The 24,175-nt window shown below is 69.9% G+C and carries 24 protein-coding genes; 5 read left to right on the top strand and 19 right to left on the bottom strand.

Annotation, left to right across the window (positions count from 1 at the left end; translation table 11 throughout):
• Positions 1 to 30 precede the first annotated feature (30 nt).
• Positions 31 to 1,893, bottom strand: coding sequence for a flippase-like domain-containing protein (locus BM337_RS12415; RefSeq protein ID WP_089816910.1), 1,863 nt, complete (start codon positions 1,891 to 1,893; stop codon positions 31 to 33).
• A gap of 171 nt (positions 1,894 to 2,064) precedes the next feature.
• Here BM337_RS12415 and BM337_RS12410 point away from each other — a divergent pair, with 171 nt between their 5' ends.
• Entirely contained in the window at positions 2,065 to 2,259 is a 195-nt protein-coding gene (locus tag BM337_RS12410; RefSeq protein ID WP_089816909.1) for a hypothetical protein, read from the top strand.
• Positions 2,249 to 2,536: a type II toxin-antitoxin system RelE family toxin gene (locus BM337_RS12405; RefSeq protein WP_089816908.1), complete on the top strand. Its 288-nt coding sequence runs from the start codon at positions 2,249 to 2,251 to the stop codon at positions 2,534 to 2,536. The genes BM337_RS12410 and BM337_RS12405 overlap by 11 nt, the downstream gene beginning before the upstream one ends.
• Here the strand turns inward: BM337_RS12405 and BM337_RS12400 are convergent.
• A complete protein-coding gene (locus BM337_RS12400) occupies positions 2,533 to 4,251 on the bottom strand; it encodes a radical SAM protein (protein WP_089816907.1) in 1,719 nt (572 codons plus the stop codon). The two genes, BM337_RS12405 and BM337_RS12400, sit on opposite strands and share 4 nt — an antisense overlap.
• Before the next feature lie 99 nt (positions 4,252 to 4,350).
• On the opposite strand from BM337_RS12400, the gene BM337_RS21190 reads away from it, so the two are divergent.
• Positions 4,351 to 4,509: a DUF7559 family protein gene (locus BM337_RS21190; RefSeq protein WP_177227466.1), complete on the top strand. Its 159-nt coding sequence runs from the start codon at positions 4,351 to 4,353 to the stop codon at positions 4,507 to 4,509.
• The gene (locus tag BM337_RS12395) at positions 4,509 to 5,147 is read left to right on the top strand and encodes an Hsp20/alpha crystallin family protein (protein WP_089816906.1); all 639 of its coding nucleotides are present in this window, start codon (positions 4,509 to 4,511) and stop codon (positions 5,145 to 5,147) included. Before BM337_RS21190 ends, BM337_RS12395 begins: the two co-directional genes overlap by 1 nt.
• Positions 5,148 to 5,168: 21 nt before the next feature.
• Here the strand turns inward: BM337_RS12395 and BM337_RS12390 are convergent, their stop codons facing one another.
• The 5 genes from BM337_RS12390 to BM337_RS12370 form a co-directional block, all read right to left on the bottom strand.
• Entirely contained in the window at positions 5,169 to 6,269 is a 1,101-nt protein-coding gene (locus BM337_RS12390; protein ID WP_089816905.1) for an NAD(P)/FAD-dependent oxidoreductase, read from the bottom strand.
• A 13-nt stretch (positions 6,270 to 6,282) separates the two neighbouring features.
• On the bottom strand, positions 6,283 to 7,062 hold the full coding sequence (locus BM337_RS12385) for a DUF7388 family protein (RefSeq protein ID WP_089816904.1): 780 nt from the start codon (positions 7,060 to 7,062) through the stop codon (positions 6,283 to 6,285).
• 494 nt (positions 7,063 to 7,556) lie between these two features.
• On the bottom strand, positions 7,557 to 8,183 hold the full coding sequence (locus BM337_RS12380; RefSeq protein WP_089816903.1) for an NUDIX hydrolase: 627 nt from the start codon (positions 8,181 to 8,183) through the stop codon (positions 7,557 to 7,559).
• 261 nt (positions 8,184 to 8,444) lie between these two features.
• On the bottom strand, positions 8,445 to 8,927 hold the full coding sequence (locus BM337_RS12375; protein ID WP_089816902.1) for a DUF7109 family protein: 483 nt from the start codon (positions 8,925 to 8,927) through the stop codon (positions 8,445 to 8,447).
• 449 nt (positions 8,928 to 9,376) lie between these two features.
• Positions 9,377 to 10,492: a glycosyltransferase family protein gene (locus BM337_RS12370; RefSeq protein ID WP_089816901.1), complete on the bottom strand. Its 1,116-nt coding sequence runs from the start codon at positions 10,490 to 10,492 to the stop codon at positions 9,377 to 9,379.
• A gap of 154 nt (positions 10,493 to 10,646) precedes the next feature.
• On the opposite strand from BM337_RS12370, the gene BM337_RS21185 reads away from it, so the two are divergent.
• A complete protein-coding gene (locus BM337_RS21185) occupies positions 10,647 to 10,817 on the top strand; it encodes an HVO_0758 family zinc finger protein (RefSeq protein ID WP_177227460.1) in 171 nt (56 codons plus the stop codon).
• A gap of 91 nt (positions 10,818 to 10,908) precedes the next feature.
• On the opposite strand, the gene BM337_RS12365 is transcribed toward BM337_RS21185, so the two are convergent.
• The 12 genes from BM337_RS12365 to BM337_RS12310 all read right to left on the bottom strand — a co-directional run bounded on the left by BM337_RS12365 (position 10,909) and on the right by BM337_RS12310 (position 24,173).
• Positions 10,909 to 11,994, bottom strand: coding sequence for an aldo/keto reductase (locus BM337_RS12365; protein ID WP_089816900.1), 1,086 nt, complete (start codon positions 11,992 to 11,994; stop codon positions 10,909 to 10,911).
• Positions 11,995 to 12,061: 67 nt separating this feature from the next.
• Entirely contained in the window at positions 12,062 to 13,255 is a 1,194-nt protein-coding gene (locus tag BM337_RS12360; RefSeq protein ID WP_089816899.1) for a DHH family phosphoesterase, read from the bottom strand.
• 176 nt (positions 13,256 to 13,431) lie between these two features.
• Complete coding sequence (locus BM337_RS12355) at positions 13,432 to 14,325, bottom strand: NAD-dependent epimerase/dehydratase family protein (RefSeq protein ID WP_089816898.1); 894 nt, start codon at positions 14,323 to 14,325, stop codon at positions 13,432 to 13,434.
• Positions 14,326 to 14,327: 2 nt separating this feature from the next.
• Complete coding sequence (locus tag BM337_RS12350) at positions 14,328 to 14,756, bottom strand: DUF5791 family protein (RefSeq protein ID WP_089816897.1); 429 nt, start codon at positions 14,754 to 14,756, stop codon at positions 14,328 to 14,330.
• A 71-nt stretch (positions 14,757 to 14,827) separates the two neighbouring features.
• Positions 14,828 to 17,836 carry a DUF7286 family protein gene (locus tag BM337_RS12345; protein WP_143117721.1) on the bottom strand — a complete coding sequence of 1,003 codons (3,009 nt, stop codon included), beginning with the start codon at positions 17,834 to 17,836 and terminating at the stop codon, positions 14,828 to 14,830.
• Positions 17,833 to 18,732, bottom strand: a complete 900-nt coding sequence (locus BM337_RS12340) for a DUF7284 family protein (RefSeq protein ID WP_089816895.1) — start codon at positions 18,730 to 18,732, stop codon at positions 17,833 to 17,835. Before BM337_RS12340 ends, BM337_RS12345 begins: the two co-directional genes overlap by 4 nt.
• Complete coding sequence (locus BM337_RS12335) at positions 18,729 to 19,118, bottom strand: DUF7285 family protein (protein ID WP_089816894.1); 390 nt, start codon at positions 19,116 to 19,118, stop codon at positions 18,729 to 18,731. Before BM337_RS12335 ends, BM337_RS12340 begins: the two co-directional genes overlap by 4 nt.
• Positions 19,099 to 19,566 carry a DUF7283 family protein gene (locus BM337_RS12330; protein WP_089816893.1) on the bottom strand — a complete coding sequence of 156 codons (468 nt, stop codon included), beginning with the start codon at positions 19,564 to 19,566 and terminating at the stop codon, positions 19,099 to 19,101. The genes BM337_RS12335 and BM337_RS12330 overlap by 20 nt, the downstream gene beginning before the upstream one ends.
• Positions 19,567 to 19,599: 33 nt before the next feature.
• Entirely contained in the window at positions 19,600 to 21,291 is a 1,692-nt protein-coding gene (locus BM337_RS12325; protein WP_089817194.1) for a hypothetical protein, read from the bottom strand.
• Positions 21,285 to 23,159, bottom strand: coding sequence for an ATPase, T2SS/T4P/T4SS family (locus BM337_RS12320; protein ID WP_089816892.1), 1,875 nt, complete (start codon positions 23,157 to 23,159; stop codon positions 21,285 to 21,287). Before BM337_RS12320 ends, BM337_RS12325 begins: the two co-directional genes overlap by 7 nt.
• Positions 23,107 to 23,631 (bottom strand): DUF7311 family protein, encoded by a 525-nt coding sequence (locus BM337_RS12315; protein WP_177227458.1) that lies wholly within the window; start codon positions 23,629 to 23,631, stop codon positions 23,107 to 23,109. Before BM337_RS12315 ends, BM337_RS12320 begins: the two co-directional genes overlap by 53 nt.
• Entirely contained in the window at positions 23,628 to 24,173 is a 546-nt protein-coding gene (locus BM337_RS12310) for a DUF7310 family coiled-coil domain-containing protein (RefSeq protein WP_089816891.1), read from the bottom strand. The genes BM337_RS12315 and BM337_RS12310 overlap by 4 nt, the downstream gene beginning before the upstream one ends.
• Positions 24,174 to 24,175 lie beyond the last annotated feature (2 nt).

The following is a 24,175-nucleotide window of genomic DNA, read 5'->3' as shown; positions in this document are numbered from 1 at the left end:
CGGGCCTCCGATCGGGGCCGAACCGTCCGGTCAGTCCTGTGCCGTGGGTTCTGCCTCGACCTCGCCGGCGCTCCGACTCTCCTCGACGGCCGTCGTCAGCGAGACGTTGAGCCAGGTCATCGACGCCAGGCCACCGACGATGGTGACGGCGTTCTTGACGGCGTGGTCGACGATGGAGATGGCGAGCGCGACCGGGGCCGAGACCCCGGTCAGGCCGACGACGATGAGCGTGAACGCGCCCTCGTAGAGCCCGATGCCGCCGGGCGACAGCGGGAGGATCTTCGCGAGGTTGCCGACGCTGACCGCGAAGAAGGCGGCCGCGACCAGCGACGCGGTGATCTCCCACCCGGAGTCGGGGCCGTGAAACGCCGCGAAGATGGCCAGCGCCGTCAACACGTCGACGACCCAGATGACGAGACTGCCCAGGCCCACCCTGAGAAAAGCCCCGCGGTCACCGACCACAGTCTCGATGTCCCCGACGAACTGCTCGATGACGCCCGAGACGTAGGCCGCGTAGGAGTCGTTGCTGATCGCGGTGACGGCCCGGTGGACGAGGTTGGTCTCGCGGCGGGCGTTGACGACGATGACGGCGACGCCGGCGATGGCCGCGACACCGACGGCAGCGGCGACCTGGAGCGCGGTCCGCGCGGCCGCAGCCGGGTCGAGCGTGTCGTCACCGACCTGGACTGGCGGGACGTCCGCGGCGATGGCCTCGGCGATCTGTTCGGTCCCGCCGGTCAGGACGAGGCCGACCAGGACGCTCCCCGCGAGCACCGTGATGGCGAGCAGGTCGAAGACGCGCTCGACGGCCAGCGACGCGAAGCCGGTCGGATAGGGAATCCCGCGGCGGGCCTTGACGACGTAGGCCCGCACGCCGTCGCCGAGGCGGGCCGGGAACACGAGGTTCCCCGTCTGGCTGATGAAGATAGCGCCGGTGAGGAACCAGGTGTCGCCGTCGTGGCCGAGACGGTCGAGGATGTCGCGATACCGGAGTCCGCGTAGCGGCCACGAGAGGAGGTAGACCACGCCGGATGCTGCGACGATGCCGACGTCTGCACCGCCGATAGCATCGAGGACGGCCGAGGGGTCGAAGACGACGGTGACCGCCAGCACCAGCGCCGCTATCACGAGCAGCGACCCCGCCGTCATGCTCACTTTTCGGCTGATGCGCGGACTCACGGAGAGTTGCCACCAGGTCCGGAGAATCTGGCTGCCCATCCCGAACACGTCCCGGACGAGGTCGACCTTGGTGTCGCCCTTGGGCTCCCAGTCGACGGGGAACTCTTTGACGCGGAAGCCCGTCCGCTGGGCGCGGACGAGCATCTCGGTGTCCCAGAACCAGTGTTCGTCCTGCACGTCGTCGTCGAGGACCTCGAAGGCCTCGCGGGAGAAGGCCTTGAACCCGCACTGGTGGTCCCGCAAGTCAGACCGGAGGAAGAAGCGGACGAGCGTGTTGAAGCCGAGGCTCGGAACGCCGCGCTTGGCCGGCCGATCGGCCTTCTTCTGGGGCATCCAGCGCGACCCGGTCGCGAGGTCGTACTCGCCCGACCGAACCGCCTCGATCAGCTCTTCCAGGTGGCGCATGTCCGTCGCCAGGTCGGTGTCGAAGTACGCCAGCGTCTCGCCCTCGGCGCGGTGGAAGGCGTACTCCAGCGCGCCGCCGCGCCCGAGCCGCTCGTCGGAGTGGATGTGGCGAACCCGGTCGTCCTCACCCGCCAGCCGCGTCGCGATCTCCGGCGTCCGGTCGTCGCAGCCGTCCTCGGCCACGATGACCTCGAACGTGCCCGCCGGCAGGAACGAGGCGAGCGTCGAGAGGGTGACCTCGACGGTCTCCTCGATGGTGGCCTCCTCGTTGTACGCGGGGAGGACGACGCTCACCTCGACGTTGCTCATACCCGTACGTGGAGCGGGGTCGAAAAGTACCTTCTGTTCGCTGACGCGTCGCGTTCTCGCGGACAGCGGTTCGGTGCGACGGAATGTTAATACTGCACGCGTTGTAAGGATTAACCATGGAGCCCGGACATTCAAACCCGATGACAGACCACTCCCGAGGAGGTGACGACAATGAGTGCCGATAAGCGAATTCCGGTCACGGAGGAACGGTGGCGAGAGCTACACGACCTCAAAGACGCCGGACAGACGTACGACGAACTGCTCGAAGAGCTGATCCAGACGTACGCGCGCCGTGATCTCGCCCGGCGCGCGGAGGACGTGCGCGAAACGGACGCCGAGGAGTTGACGTCGCTCGATGAGTTATGAGGTCCTCCTCTCCGACGACGCGGTGTCGTACCTCTCGTCACTTGACGAGAAGAGCGAGCGTATCTGCGAGGAGAACCTCCGGAAACTAGCAGAGAGCCCGTACCCTGGCGAGGGGAAAGGTGACAAGGAGAAACTCGTCGTCGATGGAGAGAAACTGTTTCGCCTCCACGTCGGTCGGACACACACCGCGTTCTATCTCGTGGCGGAAGGGGCGAACGAGGTCCGCGTGGTCGAAATTCTCCCGATAGACGAGGCCCACAAACGCTACGGGTACTAGTCGGCGCCTTCCGGTGACCCCACCGTCACGAACTGTTCGACGGTCGCGTCGAACTCGCTGACGGAGTCGTAGGGCCGGTTCACCACGACGTCGCCGGCCGTGCTCTTGCCGATGCCCGGAATCGCCGTCAGTTCGTCCATCGACGCCGAGTTGAGGTCCAGCGGGTGGGGGACGCCGCCCACGGAGCGGTAGCCGTGGTCCGTGATGGCGACGTCGAGCACCTGACCGAGTTCGCGCTCGCCCGGAATCGCGACGAGCAGGGGGTAGGTCCCGAGCTGTCGGCCGAAGGTCTTCCCGTCCTGGTGGTACTCCAGGTGGACGTCGGGGAGGATAGTCCCGGGCGGCGCGACGCGCTTGAGCATCGGGTTGTCGATGGTCTCGCGGACCTCCTTCTTGTACTGCTTGAACAGCTGCTTGTGGTCGTTGGCGATGTCCGCGCCCGTCTCGGCCATGTCGGTGCCCTCGAAGGCCATCACCTGCCGGATGTTGATCCGCCGGAGCATGTACCCCTCGTCGAGCACGCGCTGGAGGAACTCCCTGTTGTGCTCGAAGGTCTCCCGGCGCTCGCCCTTGAGCCCGTGGAGCAGGTTGATGCCGGGGAGGAGTTTGGGGAGGCGGCGTGGAGCGTCGTCGCCGAAGCTCGGACCGCTTCCGGGCTCTTCTCCGGGCCGCCAGCCGGCCTCTTCGTTGACGATCCTGACCGCTTCGAAACACTGCTCGGCCGTGACGTTGAGGTTGTTCTCCTCCTGGACGAGCGGGTCGGCCGATTCGAGCCCGAACGCCGCGGTGTCGCCGGGCGTGTTGTGCTCGGCGATGATCCGAATCCCCTCCCGCGCTTTCTCGGGCCACTTCACGACCGTGATGGGGTTCATGTTGTCGAGGTGCAGCGTCTCGAGGTCGGGGGCCACCTCGCGGATGCCGCCGTACAGCTCCCGCAGGGCCTCGGGGTTCGGCGCCTCGCCGTCGCCGCCGTAGGCGAGGATGTCCGCCTGGCGGCCGATGCGGAAGTGCTTCACGCCGCGGTCCGACAGCGCGTCCACCTCGTCGACGACGCTCTCGGGCGGGCGGAAGTCCGGGTCGCCGTACATCGGTTCGGTGCAGAACGAGCAGCGGTAGGCACAGCCCCGGGACGTCTCCAGTTCCGCGATGAGGTAGTCGGGGTGGTTGGGGTGCTGCTCCACGACGAAGGCGCCCTTCCGCGCCCAGCGGGTCTCCTCGGGGACGCCGCGGTAGCGGTCCTCGAACCCTTCCAGTCCGTTGGCAACGAGGTCGTAGGCCGCCGCCTCGACGTCGGCCATCGCCAGGAAGTCGAAGTCGAGGTCGTCGCGGGCGGTCTCGCTCGCCCCCTCGTTGGCCTCGCCCACGCCGAAGCGGACCGGGCCGCCCATCATCGAGACGCCGTCGGCGGTCCAGGCCATCCGGCGCACCTCGTCGGGTTCGGCGGGCGTCCCGCCGACGTACTTGCCGGGGACGGTCATCCCCCCGACGTAGATCAGCAGGTCGGCCTCTTCGACGTCCTGCCAGCGGGAGCCGTCGTCGCGCAGGCCGTCGATAGTGTGGTAGGTGATCTGGGATTCGGGCACGCCGGCGTCGACGAGGGCGCCGGCGGTGTAGCGCGGGTACGTCGAGACGTACGGCGGGACCCCGAAGTGGGCCGGCTCGTCGACGTAGCCGTCGACGACGGTGACCGAGAGGTCGGCGGGGTCGACAGTCATGGACGCGGGTAGTCGCCGGAGGCGTAAAACCGTGTCTGGTCCGTCCTCGCGACCCCCGCTCCCGAAAGCTGTTTGTCTCGGCCGGGCCTACGTGTCGGTATGCCAGCCACGCTCGAGGTCGTCTGCGAGAACGAGGACTGTACGCTCGACATGTTCGAACTCCACTACACCTACGACATGCCCGACGACGTCGGCGTGTCCGACTTCGAGTGTCCCTACTGCGACACGACCGAGGAACTCCGGGAGGTCGAGCTGTGATGCGACAGCTCACCCGATCCATCGGCGACACCATCTTCGAGAACCTCGGCCGGGCGGCGGGCCGCTTCCAGGAGAACCGCCCGCTCCCCGCCGACGTGCTGGAGAGCGAGGCCGCTTACCTCGTCGTCTTCGACGCCCCCGGCGTCACTGCGACGGACGTCCAGGTCCGCTACGTCGAGGACCGCGTCGAGGTCCGCATCGACCGCTTCCGGGAGTTCCACGACGGCTTCGAGATGGTGTATCCCGGCCGCGGCCTCTCGCTCGCCGGCAGCGCCACGCTCCCCGAGGGCGCGACGGTGGACACTGACTCGGCGACCGCGACGCTCCGCGACGACGGGACGCTCCAGGTTCGCATCCCCAAAGGCAAGAGCGAACCCGGCAGCGCCGACGATGACCTGGACGACGAGATAGACGACACGGTCGAGGAGGCCGACGAACGAGAGGACGCCGGTACCGACGTCGGCGACGACGAGCACGAAGACGGGGACTCCGACGAAGACGCCGCCGCGGACGGCGGCCGCCAGGACGAGACAGACGCGGAAGCCGACGACCGGGGCGAGGACGCGGACGACGACGTGACCGAACAGTCCGAGGCCCGCGACGACCCGCGGCAGGAAGAGACCGACCTGGAAGAGTAAGTCTCCGGGAGCAGAGTCCGCTCAGTCTTCGTCGAGCGTCATCCCTTCTACCACGGCGAACTCCTCGTCGCCGTCGAACCGGTCCGGATCGTAGTGGGCCACCGAACCGTCGCCGTCGCCGAGCATCTGCGCGGCGACGCGCTCGCCCATCGCTGGCGACCGCATGAACCCGTGGCCGTGCCATCCCGAGGCGACGAAGAGGCCGTCGGCGACTTCGCCCAGCAGCGGGTCTCGGTCCGGCGTCGCGGTACAGAGCCCGGCCCACGACCGGTCGACCCGGGGGGCGAGCGTCGTCGCCGCGCGAAGGCGCTCCAGCGCGCTCTCCAGGAACGAGTCGTCGGCCTGGCGGTCCCAGTCGCCCGGGTCCACCGGGTGGGCGCCGTCGCCGACGAACAGCCCGCCGTCCCGCGGTCGCCAGTAGACGTGCTGGGTCGCGTCGTAGGTCATCGGGAGCGTCGCGTGGAGCGACTCGGTGACGAGTGCCTGCGCCCGGTAGGCCTTCAGCGCCAGCGAGACGCCGACGTCGGCGACGATCGGCTTCGTCTCCGGTCCGGCCGCGACGAGGACGGCGTCGAACGACTCGGCTCCGGTGGGCGAGTCGACGGTCGTCGGGTCGTCGAGAGCGACGGGTGCGTCCGTTCGGACGTCGACGGCGGCAGCAGAATCGAGTTCGTCGGCGACGAGCGCGGCGTACGCTCCGGGGTCGACGTGGCCCGCCTCGTGGGCGATGGCGGCGACGGCCACGTCGTCGGTCCGCAGTTGCGGATAGCGGTCGGCCAGCGCCTCCGGGTCAACCAGTTCGACGTTCCGTCCGTGGGCCTGCATCCGTGGCACCTGCTCGCGGATGGCGTCGGCGTTCGCGTCGTCGCCCTCGCGCGCGAGCCAGACGTACGGACACTCCGTGAGCACGCCGAGTTCGCGGAAGCGACGGAGGGACTCGGCGCCGATTGCCGCATCCAGGTCCTCGGCGAAGGCGTCGTAGCAGATGCCCGCCGCGCGGCCGGTGCTCCCGCTGGCGATGCCCCCGCGCTCGTAGAGGACGACGTCGGCGCCCGCATCTGCGAGGTGACGTGCGGCGGCGAGTCCGACTGCGCCCCCGCCGACGACGGCGACGCGGGTCACTCGATCACCCCCATCAGGAGAGCACCGGGTCGAGCCCGCGAGCGGGGTACGCGACCACGGTGTCGGCGCCCGCCGCTTCGAGCCGGGAGACGCGCGCTGCGACCGTCTCCACGTCGCCGACCAGCGCGTAGTCGCGGACGGCCTGGCTCAGCACCTCGCGCGCCCGTCCGCTGGCGTTCGCGCCAGTCGCCGCGTCGTTCGGCAGCGCGTCGCGAACGGGCTTCCGGCGAGCGGCGTACTCCCCGACGGCGTCGAGGATGGCGTCCTCGTCGTCGGTGAGCACCGTGGGCGCGTAGACCGCGATCTGGTCCTCGAAGCCGGCGCTCCGGACGGCCTCGATGTCGCGCTCGGCCGACGGCCCGAGCAGTTCGAACTGCGTGCCCCCGACGGCCATCGCGATGCGCTCGACGCCCTCGGTGCCGACCCAGGGGTCGGCCGTCCGCGCCGCTGCCTCACGGAGTCGCGGCGCAACGGGTCGCGACGCCTCGGCCTCGGAGAGGTACGCGGGGTGGCCTGCGACGAGGACCGAGCCGACGGATTCGGGAAGCGCCGCCAGCCGCGAGTCGTCGCCCAGCGGGTCGAACCCGTCGGCCCGCACCGGCGTCGTGAGCCGAACCTCGCGGTCGCCGGCGAGCGCATCGAGAACGTCCGGGTCCGGCAGGTGCTCGACGCCCTCGTAGTCGACCGTCACGACGTCGACGTCCAGCGCCGACGCTCGCGAGACGTCGACCTCGCTGGGTTTCAGCGCGACCGCGTCGATCCCCGCCGCCGTCAGCGTCGTCCCTGTGAGCATGGTTTGTCCGGGCGAATCCGCCCGATTGGTTGCGCTCCCGTACCGCTCCGCCGCCCAAAGTCCTGTCGGAGTACCGTGAACGCCAGGGAAACGGTGGCGGTTGCGAGGCGGTAGGAAGCGTGTCGCTCGCCGGACGGCGAGCGACCGGGGAGGAGTGGTGGAGGTATTCGTTAGCGCGTGCCGGAGCGAACGCGGAGGCCGCACGAGCGATGTAGTTCCTGGCGGACTGGAAGGGCGAGGCGCGCTTCGCGGCGGAGCCGCGAAGTTAGAGAAGGCCGGCGCAGCCGGCCTTCCGCTCGTCGCCGCCCCGACGAAGTAAGGACCGCAGCCGCCAGGCGAGGACCGCAACGAGTCGCGGCAGTACGAGCGGGCCGAGGGCTTCCCTTTCTTGTTAGTCGTCTCTCTTTCGTCGGTCGTCTCTCCGTCGGTGGTCGTCTCTCAGTCGTCGCCCCTCACCGCGGACTCACTGCTCCACTCCCCAGTAACAAAATCTCCTAGCGGACCTGATCACGGACGCTCTCGGGCAGGTCGTCGTCAGGACCTGCCACACGATCGGGCTCCGGGGGCATCTCCCAGTCCGTCGCGAGCTCCAGAAACTGCACGAGCATCCGGGCCGTCGCGCCCCAGACGGTGTAGCCGTCGACGTAGAAGAAGTGCAGGCGGATGTCGCCGTAGTAGGGGTGGTCCCGGCGCTCGGACTCGTAGTTCCCGTGGTCGATCAGTTCCCGGACGGGAAGGACGACCACTTCGGCGACTTCGTCCACGTCAGTCGGCACGTACTCCCGGTCAGGAATGCGGACCACGAACGGGCGGACGGAGTAGTTGGAGACAGTGCGGATGTCGTCCAGCCGGCCGACGACGTGGGCGGCCTGGGGGTCGAGGCCGACCTCCTCGTTCGCCTCCCGGAGCGCGGTCCGGAGCAGGTCGTCGTCCTCCGGTTCGTGGCCGCCGCCGGGGAAGCTCATCTGGCCGGGGTGGTCCGACAGGTGGTCGGCCCGCTTCGTGAACAGCACGTAGTACTCGCCGGGTTCGCGTTCGATCACCGGGACCACGACCGCGGCCTCGCGGTCCTCGCCGGTGACCGCCTCCGCGTCGAAGTCGGCGACCCGGTCGAAGTCCATGCGAAGTGCGTGGGTGGGCACGGCCTTAATTCGCTCGGGGACTCTCTGGGGGAGGATCTTCTGTCTACGGATTGGTTGCCAGCAATAACAGCAAGACGAAGAAAGCCCTCGGGTCGCTCGTGACTCCGGGGCTCGCTGTGCGCGCTCACTCCGTTCGCGTGCTTCCGTCGCCCGGGAGCCGACGAGCGGCCCTCGCCCTTTCATTCCGCCAGGGGGTCAGAACGGTAGCTACCGTTAGTGCCCCGGAAATTCACCTGCAGGCTACTCCTCTTGCGCCTCGACCAGCTGATCACGAGCACCGGAGACGTCCACGTCACCCCACACCTCCAGTTCGTAGCTCACGTCGAGCAGGCGGTCGATAAACTCGGGATTGTCGCTACGAATCGCGACGACGCTCTCCTCCCGGAAGCGGTCGGCGACGGCGGCGGTCAGGGCCTCGCGGTCGACGTCGCGCTCGGGGACGTCCATGATGTGGGGCAGGTCCGCACCGCCCTCGGGAATCTCCGGGAACGCCGTCGGACCCGGGACGAGCAGTCGCTCGGCGTCGCCGCCGTCACCGCTCTCGGGGTGGTCGTACCCGACGAGGTGGTACGAGGCGACGGCGTCGTCGATGGCGTCGTCCGGACGCTCCAGTTCGTCGGCGCGCTTGAACGCCAGTTCCGACAGCGCCTCAGATAGCTCGGACCGCGTCAACGTGCCGAAGACGTCGACGACCCCCGCGAGTTCGTCCGCCGTGACCTCCATGGATAGTGGGCTCGTGGCGAGGGACTTGAGGATTCTGTCTGGCTCGCGGGACGACGGGGTGTTCGAAGCGACCCAGCATCGCGAAAAACGGGATCCGGTGTGAGCACCGGAGGAGTGACGCACTGTTCGAAACTGCGGGTGTCGGGCGCGTCAGTCGGCGCCGTGGAGGGGCAGGAAGCCGCAGTTGGCGCAGCCGTTGTGCTTGGTGGTCTGGTAGCTCAGCTGCTGGCCGCAGTTCGCACACGTGTAGTGGTCTTGTTTCATTACCAGCATATGGTCGCGGGGAGATTATGAAGGTTGCGTGAGTCGGCGTCCCGTGAAAACCGTTCGCGTGCTGCAATTTCTCCCGTGAATTCCTCCCACAGCGTTCCTCCGGGCCGTTCGGCTCGCGAACCTGTTACCAACAGTGAATAGTGCAACAGTGAATAGTGCCAGTCGACCGCCACCGGCTAGTCGGCCGTCGCCTCGTCGATGGCTCCATTCGACAACTCGCGAACGGTCTCCGGGTCGAGTTCGCAGTCGTTCCAGGCGGGCAGGCGTCGGTCCTCGCCCGGCGCCCGGACCGCGGCGGCGTACTGGTCGACCTGGTCGCGCTCGCCAGACGGATCGTACGCCAGGCCGTTGAACGCCGCGTCGGCGGCGTACTGGTCGATAGTCGCCCGGGCGACGTCGCGGTATGCGGCCGACAGCGCGTCGTAGTCCAGGTCGACGCCGCGCTCGGCGAGGGCGCGGAACAGCGCCGCGCCGACCTCGGCGCACATGTCGCCCAGCCCCTCCGGCCCGCCGACGGCGCGGTGGTCGTGCTCGTGGGTCCCGAGGTCGACCTGCGCAGAACCCTCGAAGCCCGCCGCGTCGAAGGCGTCACCGAGCGTCCCGATCTCCAGGCCCCAGCCGGGCTGGACGCGGAGCGAGCGGACCACCTCGCTCGTCGCGGCGAACTCGCCGGCCAGCGCGTAGCGAAACGCCAGCAGGTAGTCGACGAGCAGGTGGTCGGTCTCCGCGTCGAGCGCCCGGAGCAGCGGCCGGACGAACAGCCGGAAGAGGCGGCCGTAGAGTCGCCCGTTCTCCACGCGGGCGTAGTACCCCTTGGAGAACTGGAAGCCGTTGGCCAGCGGGAAGAGGAGTTTCGGCACGTGGGCCACGGAGTACGTCGTCGCGTCCGCGTCGTGGACGACGACGTAGTCGTGGCGCGCGGCGACGCCCAGCGCCAGCCAGACGTCCCGTCCCTTTCCTGGGTCTCGCCCCTTCCCCGCGTCCCCGCCCAGTCCGCGCTCGTCGAGGCGGGACTCGACCGCCGGCGCGTTGCACCACAGCACCTCCCCCTCGAGGTCGAAGCTGTCGACCCACCGGACGACGTCGCGGAGCTGGCCCGGCGCGGCCCGCAGGGCGACGTACACGCGCGCGGGGTCGACCCGTTCGAGCCGCGAGAAGACGCGTTCGGCGGCGAGGCTGGCGTGGTCCCGCTCCGTGAGGGGGACGACGACGGCGGCCCGGTCGGTGGGGGCGGCCGGCACGGTCCCGTCGAAGTCGTGGAGCGTCGCGATCCGCTCCTGGACGTACTCCATCGGCCGCGGGTTGCGCGAGCGCGGGCAAAAACCTCCCGTTCCGACCACGGTGCGCGGACGGGCTCGCGGCCCGGCAGACGGCAGTCCGACGACGTGCTTCCTGACCGACCAGATCGCCGCGACCTTTTTATGCGATGGTCTCGCAAGCTTGGCTATGAAATCTGTGCGCAAGGGGCTCCGGGCAGGGGATATCGAGAAGGACACCTACGAGCGCCTGGCCTGCGCCGACTGCGAGGAGGCGCTCGCAACGGAGAACGACCCGGACCAGGTTGGCAAGGTCCGCGTCTGTCCCGAGTGCGGCACGGAGTGGAAGGAAGTCGGCTGACTGGCCCGTCGACGCCCTCCTTCCGTCCCATCGAACCGACTGTGCTGCCGAACGGTCCGCCCCGGATTTTCCCCTCCCGCTCTTCACGTCCTCACTCGAACACCGAGTCGAACGCACCGGCGCCCAGGGGCTCGTAGGTCCCCGCCGCGACGTTCTCGGCGACGTGTTCTGGCGACCCCATCCCGACGAGCGACGAGGTGACCCCCGGTGCGCTCCGGGCGAAGTTGATCGCCCGCTGGGCGCTCGTCTCGCCCGAGAGCTTCGCCGCGACGTCCTGGGGAAGTCCGTCGGCGAGTCGTCCCTGCAGCATCGACGCGCTGGTGAACACGTCGATGCCCGCCTCGTGGGCGAACTCGAGGGCCGACTGCGGGCCGTCCGGTCCCTGGTGGGCTTCGACGGTGAACGCGTCGGCCATCTGCACGTTGAAGGGGAGCTGAATCGCCCGGAAGTGGGTCGCGTCGGCGCCGGCCGCATCGGCCGCCGAGCGAGCGCGCCGGACGACCTCCGGCAGGGAGAGGTAGCTGTCGTGGTCCTCGGGGACCCGGAATGCCTCCCACGTCGCGACGCCGTAGTGGCGGATATCACCCTCGGAGACGCGTTCCTCCAGTCGCTCGAAGGTCGCTTCGAGCTGGTCGTACACCGCCTCGGCCGACCGCTCGGCGAGTTGCGTCTCGGGGTTGTGGACGTAGTAGAGGTCGATCGTCTCCAGTTCGAGGTTCGACAGCGACCGGTCCAGCTGGTCGTCGACGAACCCCGGCGCGATTGCGTGTTGCCCGCGCGCCAGGTCCTCGCGGTCGACGATACCCGGCTCGACGTACTCCTCCAGGACGTACCGACCGGGATCAGCCGGCCGATCGCCGTCGAAGGGAACGAACCCGCCCTTCGTCGCGACGAGCGCCACCTCCCGGTCGATATCGGCGTCCCGGACGGCGTCGCCGACGACGCGTTCGGAGCGCTGGTTCCGGTAGTTTATCGCCGTGTCGACGACGTTGATACCGGATTCCAGCGCCTCGACGATGGCGTCGTGGTAACGCTCGTCCTGTTCGTCGGTCGGGTCGCCGAGGTACGTGCCGACGCCGATGCTGGAGACGACGCAATCGGCGTACCGGCGGAAGAAGGTGCGGGCGAACCCGTCGTGGTCGTCGCGGTACGCCCAGGTCGCCGTCTGCGTGGCCATACCGGAGGCTTGGACGCTCGACCTGAAAACTGCTGGTACTCGGAGCGACGCCGGACCGAACGAGCGTCTAGATGTCGCCCGACATGGCGTCGAAGAGTCGCTCGGTGAAGTCCTGCCGGAGGACACCCTCGCTCGGGCCGATGCCTTCCATGTGCTCGATGGAGAGCTGACCGCCGCCCATGCGGGCGTGGCCGCCGGCGGTCCCCATCGGGATGTCGTCGACGACGCTGTCGAGGACCTTCCCCATGTGAACGCGGTCGTCCCGGGAGCGCCCGGAGAGGTGGAGCGTCCCGTCCTTCTCGCCGAGGACGACCACGGCGGTGACGCCCTCGAGTTTCATCAGTTCGTCGGCGGCCTGCGGGATGGCGTCGACGTTCGACACCTCGCCGACGTCGCTGACCGCGAAGGCGTTGCGGACCGTCCGGCTGGTGATGGCGCGGGCCTTCACGTCGAGCACTTCGGCGTCGACCTGCGGGTTGGCGATGCGGTCGAGGCGGTCCTCGTCGATTCCCGCGTACAGGTACTCTGCGGCGTGGAACTCCGCGGGCGAACAGCCCTTGGTGAGCTGTTTGGTGTCTGACTGGATGCCGTAGAGGAGCCCGGTCGCCAGCTGGGTGGGGAGTCCGTCCCCGTCGTCCTCGCCCGAGTCGTCGCCGTTCTCGTCGGCACCGGGCTTCTCCGGTTCCCAGCCGAGCGTCTCGAAGTACTCGGCGAAGATGGTGGCACAGGCGCCGTGGTCGGCCCTGACGTCCGTGAACTCGGCGCCTTCGCCGTCACCAGGGTGGTGGTCGATGACGGCGACCGGATCGACACCCTCGGCGCCGGGGAATCCGCGAGCCTCGTTGTGGTCGACCAGAACGACGGCGTCGCCGTCGAGTTCGCCGGCGCTGTCGATCTGTTCGAAGTCGACGTCGAGGACGGTCTCGAACGCGCGGTTCTCCTGATGACGGATCTGGCCGGGATAGTTGAGCGTCGCCTCCGTGTCGACGGTCTCGGCGAGTTCGCCGACGGCCAGCGCCGACGACATCGCGTCCGGATCCGGGTTCGGATGCATCAGCACGGAGACCCGGTCGTGCCCGGCGAGTGTCTCGCGGAGGAGCTCGGCAGGCGTCGAACGCAGGTAATCGACGAGCCAGCGGAGTCCCGCCAGTACGAGTACCAGCGCGACGAAGATGGCCGCGACTTCCAGCGGTGACTCGGGGATGACCGGCGCGAGTGCGTCGATCACGTCCTGGAGGGACCCCACAGCCCTAGGCGACATACGCGAGAGAGTTGACCCCGACGACCATGAAGGTTCCCCACTCAGTCGAACGGAACGATCTCCCCTCGACCGACTTCCCCTCGTGCGGTTTCAGGTCCGTCGGGTCAGAATGGATACGGGACTGCGCCGGAACCGACACTGGTTCGCGTCGTAGCTGTTCGCCCGGTCGAATCCGGTTATCCGCCAGCGACGTAGGCATCGATCGCCGCCCGGTATCCCTCGCGAAACGTCGGGAAGCGGTACTCGTACCCCAGATCACGGAGTCGCTCGTTCGAACACCGCTTGCTCGTCTCGATGCGACGGCGCGCCGCGTCCGAGAGGTCACCGTCCGCGAGTCGCGCTGCCTTCGTCCGTTTCGGGGGACGGTCCACGCCGCACTCGTCGGCCAGCCAGTCGGCGAAGGCCCACTTCTCGACGGGTTCGTCGTCCACCACGAGGACGACGTCGTCGCGCGCCAGGTCCTCGGTCAGCAGGTACCGGACCGCCCCGGCGGCGTCGTCGCGGTGGACCATGTTGAGGTACCCCTCCGTAACCGGCCCGTCCAGATACCGGTCGAGGCGATACCTGTCGGGCCCGTAGAGCCCGGCATAGCGGGCGACAGTTCCGTCGATGCCCCACTCCGCAGCCCCCTCTCGTGCCACCCGTTCGGCCTCCGCGAGGACGCGGGTCTTCTCGGTGGTCGGATCGAGCGGCGTCTCCTCGTCGACCCAGTCGCCGTCGTGGTCGCCGTAGACGCCCGTACTCGACGTGTACACCAGTCGGTCCGGGGCGCCGTCACGCGCGCCGAAGTGGTCGATAGTGGTCCGCAGCCCCTCGACGTAGATTTCGCGGGCCGCCTCGGCCCCGCGGCCACCCGAACTCGCGGCGAAGACGAGCGCGTCGGCGTCGGGCACCGATTCCAGCGAGTCAGGTTCGGTGACGTCGGCCTGGACGCCCACGCCACCGGCGTCCTCGACGGCCTCGACGCCCGTCGCCGAACGTCGCACGCCGACGACGTCGTGGCCTCGGTCCGCGAGCTGGCGGCACAGTTCGAGCCCGACGTAGCCACAGCCCAGTATCGCGACGCGCATGATCAGCCCTTCCGCTGCTCGATGTACTGGTGAAGCAGGGCGTACTCCGCCAGCGTCATCGGAAACCGACCCTCGACCTTCTGCTGGATCTCCTTGGGTTCGAGGGCGCCGTCGACCCCGGAGGCGAGCGTCTCAACGTCGAGCACCGCCGTCGTCATCCCCATGAGGAGGATGTCACGGGCCTCCGCCGCGACGGCGTCGGCCGGCGGCCGGTCCTCGGCGAGCGCGAGCACGGCCGCCGCCCCCTCGAGTGTGACCTCGGGGGAGTCCCCCGCCTCGAGCGACTCGACGGTTTCGCTGTCCAGCGCAGTCTCCTCGGCGACCGTCTCGATGCCGACCTTCTCTATCGTCTCGGCGAGCAGGGCCTCGTACCCGCGCCGTAGCTCTTCGGGCGTCCGCTCGCCTGCGTCCGGGAACTCCCCTCGTATCATGCTCGCCGCTAGCTGTCGGGGGTACAAATCAGTTTGTTCCGCCGCAAACCGTCCGACAGCCCTCCCGGATCTCAGTCCGGCCCCGGCTCGGGCCAGCCGTCGGATCGCTCGTCGGCGTTCCCGTCCCGGTCGCCGACGCCGCTCTTCCCGGGCGGGACGACCACCACGATCGTCGTCGAGACGTCGAAGTCGACGCGCGTGGCCCGACCGAGTCGCTCCGGATCACCGTCGTCGTCGACGTCCAGCCGGACTGTGCCTCCATCACGAGCGTAGGTGATGTCGCTCCCGGGCTCACTGGGTCTACCGCGGTCGGCCCGGATTCCAAAGCGGGCGTACTCCCCCCTGACCGTCACGTGCCAGACGTTGGTCGTCGCGTACCAGGCCGTGATCGGCGGTGCGAGCGGGAGCCCCGACGGAACCCTGTCGAAGGACTCGTTCGTGACGCGCTGGACGCCGCGTTCGGTGGCGTTCTTCGCTATCCGTCGCGTGAGTTCGGTCGCGACGTCGCGGGTCGCCGTCCGGCTCCGGTTGACGGCCTCGCTCTCCGGTTTCGCCGCGTCCGTCCGGAGAGCGGTCTCGGTCCGCCGTTCCAGTTCCAGCCGGAGACGGTCCTCCCTGGTCTCGTCCAGTGACTCCCGGTCGGCGGCCGCGGCGGCGACAGCGGGACTGGCGGATCCGTTCGACAGCGCCAGGGCGCGGCCGGCCGTCGTATCCCAGCGGGCGAGCCCATCGGCGACGATTTCGCGTCGTTCGGCATCGCCGTCACCGACGCCCTGTTCGGCCAGCGTCAGGCGCATCCCCTGTCGGACGTACCGATTGCCGTCCGACACCTCCGTTCGAAGCGCGTCGCGTCGCTCCCGGACCGCGCTCACGTCTCGCCGTTCGAGGGTCGCGTTGGCCGCCCTGAGCGTCCGGGCCGCCGTCGCGAGGCGGACGGTCCCGCCTGACCCGATCATCTCGCCGACGACCGTGTCCGCGACGTCGCCGTACGGCGCGGTGACGACGTTGAAGTTTCGGGTCACCAGCGGGTGGGCCGGCCCGTCGAGCGCAGGGACTCGTTCGCGGTCGATCTTTGCCCGTGTCAGGTACGACGGTGCACTGTCGACCCGCATCCGAACTGGGCCGGCCGGGCCGTCGAACTCGGGCCGCCGGTCGGGCGACGACGCCCGCGGGACGTCCATCCCGTTCTGGAGCTCCGAAAGTGACCCGCCACCGCGCTCTTCCAGCGACTCGCCGAGCCGACTCCCGCGATTCCGTCGTTCGGCCGCCCGCTCGTCGAGGCGTTCCAGCACGCGGTCGAGGTAGGTCACCCGGGCGGCGATTCGCGCCTTCGTCGCGACGCCGTCGTAGGTGGCCGGCGCGTCGACGAGATCCACCCGCTGGTCGCGGATCCGGTCGGCGAGCATCGCGGGCGGGTTCACCTCGAAGGACCCAACTGTGCCGCGTTCGACGCGAACCTCCACGCCCCGAACCCGCTCGCGGAGGTCCATCAGGTCCCGGTAGACCCACCGGTAGAGAGCGGTCGGGCGGTCCCCCTCGACGCGAACCGGATCCGTGTCGAGCGGCCCAGTCGCGGCCCGGGCCACGACGGCGTCCGTGCCGCCCCGACTCCTCACCAGGTTGTCGACGGCCTCGTCCCGGACGTCGGCCATGTTCGGTCCCTCGAGCGGTCCTTCGCCGCGCTCGTGTACGGTCGGGACGCCGTTGGCGGGCGCCCGCTCGCTCGTCACGTGCCGGCCGACCACGGCGACCGCGACGCGCCGCGTCTCGGTGGCTTCAGTCGCCGTCGTTCGCGTCTCGTTCCCGCGGCGCCACGTCCGAACGCGCGTCCGATCGACCTCGACCTCCCGTCCGTAGCTTTCGAGCCGGTGCCAGCCCGCCGGCGACGCTGGCGGCGGGACGTCAGCTGCCTCGACGTCGGTGGTGACGGCCAGGTCTTCGTCGACCAGCGTCCAGTTTGCCCCAGGAGACTCCGGCGCTGCCGGTCGGTCGCCACCGACGTGGTCGACGTCGCTGACGAGACGTACGTCCGCGCTGTAGACCGTTGCGAGTGAATCGTTCACGTCTCCGTGGGCGACGACGTCGAGGAACGCGTCGTCGGCCGTCTCGTTCACGCCGACGGGCATCTCGTCGTCCCGCCGGGTTCCATCCGGCGGTTCGAGCCCCTGAATGTCGTTCGGCGGCGGCTTCGTGGGGGAATCGAGAACCCCCTGTACCGGCGGTGCCTCCGCCCCACTCGCACCGAGCAGTTCGCTCCCCGCGAGCTTGCCCGTCTCCACCGCCAGCGTCCGGCGTCCCACGCCGTCGCTCGTGCCGATCGTCTCGCGCTGGACGTCGAGCAAGCCCGCGTTCGTCGCCAGCGCGACGTAGCGATTGGTCACGACGTTGTCTATCGGCGCACCGCCGTACTGGGCGTAGCCCCGGGCCCAGGTGAGCGCGTACAGCTGTGCGGTCAGGCGCTGGTCGAGCCCTGGCTTCGTCACGCCGGCGTCGAGTTGTCGCTGGTACGCACTCACCCGGTCGTGCATGCCCAGGACGGGCGTCCCGACGACGAACGTCGGCGAGAGGCGCTTCTCCGTTAGCACGCGCCCGTTCCGGGTCGCAGTCAGGGTGACGTTCTCGACGCGCACGCGCAGGGTCGTTCCGTTCTCGTCCGCGCGTTCGAGGTGGACGCGGTGTTTCGCCGTCTCGAGATCAGATACGTTCGTCACGGGCGATACCGACGCGCGGACGCGAACGTCACCGCGCCGCCGGTCGACGTCCCGCAACTGCTCGCGCGCGGCGAGATAGACACGGATCCGGAGCGCGTCGCGGAACGGCGCGGACTCGTTCAGCGCCCGACCTGCGGTGGTGTTCGCTCGTTCGACGACCGGTTCTCTGGCCGCGTCCTCGCTCGCCTCCCTCACTGCGTCGCGGAGTGCGGTCTGTGTATCGGCGGTTGCACCGTCGAGGGCCTTCGAGACCGCCGGCTCGGCCGGCGGAGCGCGTGGCTGGCTCGTCGCGGCGATGGTCGCACTGGTGACCAGCAACAGCACGCCCACGAGCGCGAACGGGATCCGGCCGCGGTCGGATCGGCTCACGGCGACCACGTCCTGACGGTGACGTCGACGGTATCGGTCTCGACCGCACGCGCGGCCGCGCCGGGCGATCCGAATCGCGACTCCAGATCCGCGACGAGTCGGTCTTGCAGCGCCGCACGAAGGCGGTCGTTCGAGACGGAGACGTTCGTCTCCTCGATCGTCGGCGGTTCGGCGCCGAATAGCGCCGCAGCCCGGCGATACCGCTGGGCTGCCAGCGCGTCGCCCGGATACGAGCCCCGGAGCGCCAGTTGGGTCTCTCGCGGCGGGAACAGCCCGCGGACGACGGCGTCGGCGACGACCGTCGCGACGCCCCGGAATCCGTCCTCCTCGGCCGCCCGCTCGGCCCGTTCTCGACTCGCCGGGAATCCACTGTCGACCGTCAGCGTGGCGGCGTGTACGTCGACGTCTCGTGGCGGTTCGTCACCGACGCGCGTCGTCCCGACGAGGTGTGCGTCGTCGTACGGTTCCCAGGTCACTTCGACGCTGGTCCGGACGCCCCGCCGACCGAGGCGGTCCCGGACCGTCGACGAGAGTCGGCGCTCGAACTCGTCGCTGGCGTGAGAGAGTTGCTCGCCGTCACTGGCGACGTTTCCGACGGCCGCGTCCGCGAGCAACGACGCGAGCGTGCCGTGGGCAGTCCGTTGGAAGCCACTCCCATCCGTCCGGTGGAACGTCACCCCGTCGGCTTCGGCTGTCGTCGCCGGCGCCAGCGAGTAGTCGACCGTCGCCGTCGTCGTCGCCAGGAGCCTGGCGTCTTCGGCGGCCGGGTTCCCCGACCCCAGACGCTCGTGGCTCTCCGCCTGCATCGTTCCGGTACCGGCGACTAACGTGGCGATAGCGCCGCCGACGAGCAAGAGGAAGACTGTCGCGTCGACGACCGTACTGATCGCTCTCATGTCCACACCCTCACTCGGAGCGTCCCCGTTCGGACCCGCGATGGACCGACCCGGACCCCGAGTCGTTTGCGCGCACTGTCCGCGTTCGCGGGCGCTGGGGGGCCCGCACGCCATCGCTGGTCCTCCGTGGTCAGCGTCAGGTTCGTCCGGTAGCCGCCGGGCCCGTTTGCCCGAGCATCGTCGGTCCGGTCGGGAAGCGCAACGGCGGACGGGGCCAACGCGTCCTCGACGCGTTCGATGGCCGACGCCGCGACGTTTCGCTCCGACGAGGGGGCCAGCTCCGCGTCGAGCACGCCGACGTAGAGGCTCAGCCCAAGACAGACGGCGACGACCGCCACGAGGGCCGCGAGGGGCTCCGTCTGGCCCCTATCCGACGAGCGTGACATTCCCCTTTCCCCAGGTGACGCGTCGGACGGTCAATCGGTCCGGTGCCGGTCGCCAGTCGGTCTTCCCTTCGCTGGCCGCTGACGCCGCGTCGGCGAACGCCGCTGGTGAGTCGAACGTCGAACGCGGTCTGTCCCCGTCGAGCACGCGTTCCAGCCGATCGTCTGCGACGGCCGGCGTCACCGAATAGGCGAACGTCGCGTGCGCGCGACCGCCGTCGTTTTCGAGTCCGATCTGCGTCGGTCCGAGTCGGAACCGGTCGGCCGCCGGGAGCGTGTGCGTCCCGACGGCACCAGAGGGGCCCACGGCGACGGCGTCGACAGCGTTGGCCGCAGCCCTCGCGTCCGGCGGCGCGGCGCTCGGCAGTCCGACCGCGACGCCGAACACCGCGAGACTGACCGCACCGACGCCGAACCAGACGTACGTCGAATCTACCGGGACGTCGAACATGGGCGTCCTGGCCCCGTCATCAGTTTTAAACCTTCAGACGGTGAGACCGGTGCCGACGAACGCGGCCAGGTATGTCGCCGTGGCAGCCAGCAGCGCGAGTCCCACCCGGTAGCCCACGAGCGCGCGGTCGAAACCTCGTGAGAGACCGGTCGACAGCGCCGTCAGAATCGCGGCGAGGACGAGCACGTACGCCCCGACGACCAGGCCGAGGCCATCGGCCGTCCCTCCGCTGGCGAGCGGGCCGGCCGACCCCATCGCCCCGGCGAGTGCGACCGTCGCGCCCCCGACGAGCGGACCGAAGACGGCGGCGGTGTTCGCGAGCGTCCGCGTCACCTGTTCGACCGAGCGGCGTGCCTCGGCCTCTACGGCGGCGAGTTCCTGGAGGTGCTCGCCCATCGCGGTGACGGCCGCACCAGCCGGTGGTCCCTCCGCTGCCGCCAGCGCGAGCAGGGTCGCGCTACTGCGCACCCGGTCACTTGGAATCGCTTCGAGAGCGCCGTTCGGCCCGAGAAAGGCCGCCTCCACGCCGACGCCGAGCAGTCGCTGCCGACGGGCCGCGGCTGCCAGAAGTTCACCCGTCGACCCCGGAACGTCGTCGGCGACGCCGGCCACCGCCGACTCGACGGACTCACCGCGTTCGACGCGACGACCGAGCAACACCAGTGCGTCACTCAGCCCGTCTTCGACTTCACTGACCGATTCGCGTACCTGGACGATCGGCCGGTAGTGAACGACGAGTGCGACTCCGGCCCCTGTACCGGTGACGGCGACCGGTGTCGCCCACGGCGGAAACACCAGCGACGCGGTCCACCACGCGAGGATGGCTGCGAGGCACCCGACGAGCGGACCCGGCCAGCGACGGGCGGGGACGTCCGGATGAGACCGTTGGACCGTGGTCGGTGGAAACGCCACCGGTCTGCGAGCGAGGAGCCAGGCACTCGCCCCCACCAGGCAGAGCGGAAGCACGAGGTCGTAGACGAGGGCGACGATCCGGAGTGGTGCGGGGAGGCCGGCCGCTCGGAGCGCCGGAAGCAGGGAGACGAGCGCCAGCGGCAGCAGGACGCCGAAGGCGTAGACCGCCGTCGCCGGGCCCCGGATCGACCCCGCGAAGTCGGCCATCCGATCCCGCGTCGCGTCCAGGACTGTGCCCCGGGCGAGTTCGAGCGTCGCGGACCGCTGGTCGGCGGGGACGGTCCCGGCGCTCTCGACGAGTGTACACGCCCGCTCCAGTTCCGGGAACCAGGGCTTCCACTCCGCGACGAACCCGGAGAATCCGGTCTCGGGGCCGGCCGCCGAGCGCCGAACGTGGGCGTCGAGACTGCTGGCCAGCGTCCCCTCGCTCGTCGCCGCGGCGAACTGTGCCGCCCGTTCGGGCGACGGCGCCAGTTCCATCGACAGCGCCGCCCGAGTGACGAGCGAGGGAGCGGATCCCAGGGCACGCGTCCGTTTCGCCCGCGCGAGCGCCAGCGGTAGGACCGGCCCACCGACTGCGACGGCCGCCGCGAGCGCCAGGAACGGCGCGGCGACGATCGGTGTACTCCGGCTGACAGTCGTGACGACGAATCCGATCACCGCGAGCGCGACGGCTGCGGCGTACGCGGCGCGATGGACCGTGTCACCGTCGACGTCGGCGCCGACGAACGCCAGCGCCCTGTCGAGGTCGTCATCCACGCTCACCGGGCCTGGCCAGAGGCGTGCGGTCGATTCGAGGACGCGGATCAACACGGCCCAGCGTCCGTCGGTTCGGCCCACGTCGGTTCGCCAGGGACGCCCGCTTCCGCCCGAAGTGACCGCTCGCGTTCGGCCAGCGTCGCCAGGAACTGTGCGTACGTCTCCCCGGACTCGGTCAGGAACGGAACGAGGCGACTGTTCCCCCTGTCGATGCGTCCAGTCGGTCGGAGTTCGCCGTCCTCCAGTGCGAACAGCGGCGCGAACCGGACGCCCGCGTCGCCGTCGACGACCGCCTCGATGCTGGCGACGCGACGGCCTCGGTCGCCACCGTCGTCGTACGGTTCGAGCGTTACCACGAGGTCGGTCGTCGCGAAGGACGACTCCGGAACGCCGAGGTCGGAGACGACGCGTTCTCTGACGCGCTCGCCGCCGTCGCCGTGGATGGTGCCGAGGACGGCGCTCCCGTTCGCGCCGACGCGCATGGCCTCGTAGAGCACGGCAGCCTCTTCACCCCGGACCTCGCCGACGACGAGGGCACCCTCGCCGAGTCGAAGTCCCGTTCGCAACGCCTCCGCTGGCGTAATTCCCGGCCCGTCGCCGCCGTTTGCGCGCAACGACTGCACGTCGCGCCCCGCCTCCCGGAGCGCGTCGACCGGGAGTTCCGGCGTGTCCTCGACGACGAGCGTTCGAACGGACGGCGAGAGCTCCCACAGGAGCGCGCCGAGCATCGTCGTCTTGCCGGCGCCGCGGGTGCCGGCGAGGAGCGTGGCGGCGGCCCGCTCGACAGCCAGCGAGAGGAACGCGGCAGCGGCCGGTGGGAGTGTTTCGTTGGCGACGAGTCGCTGGAGCGTCCACGCGTCGCGGTCGTGCGCCCGAAAGGCGAAGGCGAGCCCCTCGCTGGCCGGCTCCGTCGTCGCGGCGACGCGGACGCGCCGGTCCCCGACCGTCGCCGTAGCGTCGAGCGTCGGGTTCGCACGCGAGAACGCACGACCACTCCGGAGGCGAAACTGGGAGGCCAGCGCGTCGGCGCCCCGCCGGGTCACCCGGACGTTCGTCCGACGGAGTTCGCCGTCGACGCGGACGGTGAGTGGCGTCTCCGTGACGGGCGCGTTCGCGAAGACGTCGGAGACGCGCCCGTCGGCGAACAGGTCTGCGAGGACCCCGAGGTCGCTCGTGTGCTTTTCGAGGACCGCGCCGAGTCGTTCGACCGGGTCCCGTTCGTTCGCCACGCGGCGGACGGCTCGTCGTGGCGCCCGCTCGCCACCGACTGCCCCGCTCGCGAGGAACTCCCGTGCCCGGGCGAGCGTCGCGACGGCCGTCTCCTCGAGGTCCAGTTCGACTGGTTCGAGGTGATAGACGTCGAGGTCGCTCCCGGGCCGTTCGTACAGTCGAACTCTCGCGTCCGTCGAGAGGGTCCTGACGCCCTCGAAGTTCGCGTCCGGCGGCGGCGCGGTCCGGAGGCGTGCGTGGCCGATACTCAGGCCGAGGGACGGCCTGAGGGCGTCGTCGTACCCGTCGACGCGCTGGGCGCCCAGTGCCAGCCCGGATTCGGCCGCCACGTCGGCGACCGGGGGTGCCCGTCCCGTGGCCTCGTGGGCCGCCGACAGCGGGTCCGACGTGGCCAGGTCGGCCAGCCGGTCGTCGTGGAAGGCGACGCGATCGGCGAATCGACCGGCGGCGACAAGCAGGGCCGCCGCGTCGTCGAGGTACGCCCGTTCGAGCCCGTCGTGACGGGTGACGACGGCGTCGACGTCGACGTCCCGCAGCGCGTCGACGACGGTCCGTCGGCAGTTCGGTTCAGACACCAGCCGTCCCCGTCCCGGGCAGTTCCCGGCGTCGACGACGAGCCGGTCTCGTCTCACGGTCGGTTCACACGCGCACTCGCCGGCCGCTTCGTCGCCGGTCGGTAACCACCGTCGCATGTGCCCCGCTGGTCCCGTCATCGCTTGTAAAGGTCCGGACCGTGACGACGGGCGCGGTCCGGTTGCCGTCCAGCGAGAGCACGAGCCGGTGTCTCTCCGTACCTTCGAGCGTCAGCGGCGTACCGTCACCCGTCCGCAGCGGAACCCCCGGAAGGTGACGTACTCGCTGTCTGCCGCCCGTTGCCGTCCAGGTGAGCCGTCCACCGCCACTGGTCCGGGACTGGCCGATCGTGACAGCGTCGACGCCTGCGTCGCTCCAGCTTCGTGCAGGCAACCGAATTTCGACGACGCGCCGGGCGCCGTCCTCGGTGGGAACATCGGTATCCAGCAGGTCCGTCGCCGCCCGTTCGAGCCCGCGTAGCTCCGTCCCGACCGTCGTTTCGGTGTGTTCCAGCCGCGCCTCGTCGATGGCCGGGAGGCTCGCGCCCAGCAGGGCGGTCGTGAGCAGGACGGCCAGTACCACCCGTATCATCCGAGCGTGCGCCGGATTCGCGCTACCAGGCCGTCGCCACCGTCGGTGCCGTCGTCGGAATCGGTGGCGTCGTCGGAGTCGGTGCCGTCGTTTCCACCGTCGCTGTGGCTACCGACGGGGCCGTTTGCCCCCGTCCTGCCGTCCGCTCGCCGTCGGTCCCGAGAACTGGCACGGAGCTGTTGAGAGTCTCGATGGGGACCTGACGACCGGGGCACATCGGGGAATTCGATAGATTCAGCCTCCGGTTCCGCCGCGTCGTCGAACCGCGCTTCGAGGCGCTCGACGGCGGCCAGCGCAGCGTCGGCGCGCTGTTCGACGTCTTCGTTGACCGAGCGAACGTTGCCGACGTAGCCGCGAAGCGCCTGCGTCGAGGCCTCGAGTTCGGCGATTCTATCCTCCGCTTCGTCGAGTCGGGCCGCCAGTTCGTCGATCCGGTTCGCCTGGTCGCCTGCGGCTCGGAGGGAATCGACGTCGTGGTCGCCGTCGGTCAGTGATCGCTCGACCGCGCGCAATCGACGCTGCAGCGCTTCGTCGTCGGACATGG

It is taken from the genome of Halomicrobium zhouii (assembly GCF_900114435.1).
GTDB lineage: Archaea > Halobacteriota > Halobacteria > Halobacteriales > Haloarculaceae > Halomicrobium > Halomicrobium zhouii.
The sequence above is the reverse complement of the archived record's forward strand: the minus strand, read 5'-3'. Positions and strand labels throughout refer to the sequence as shown.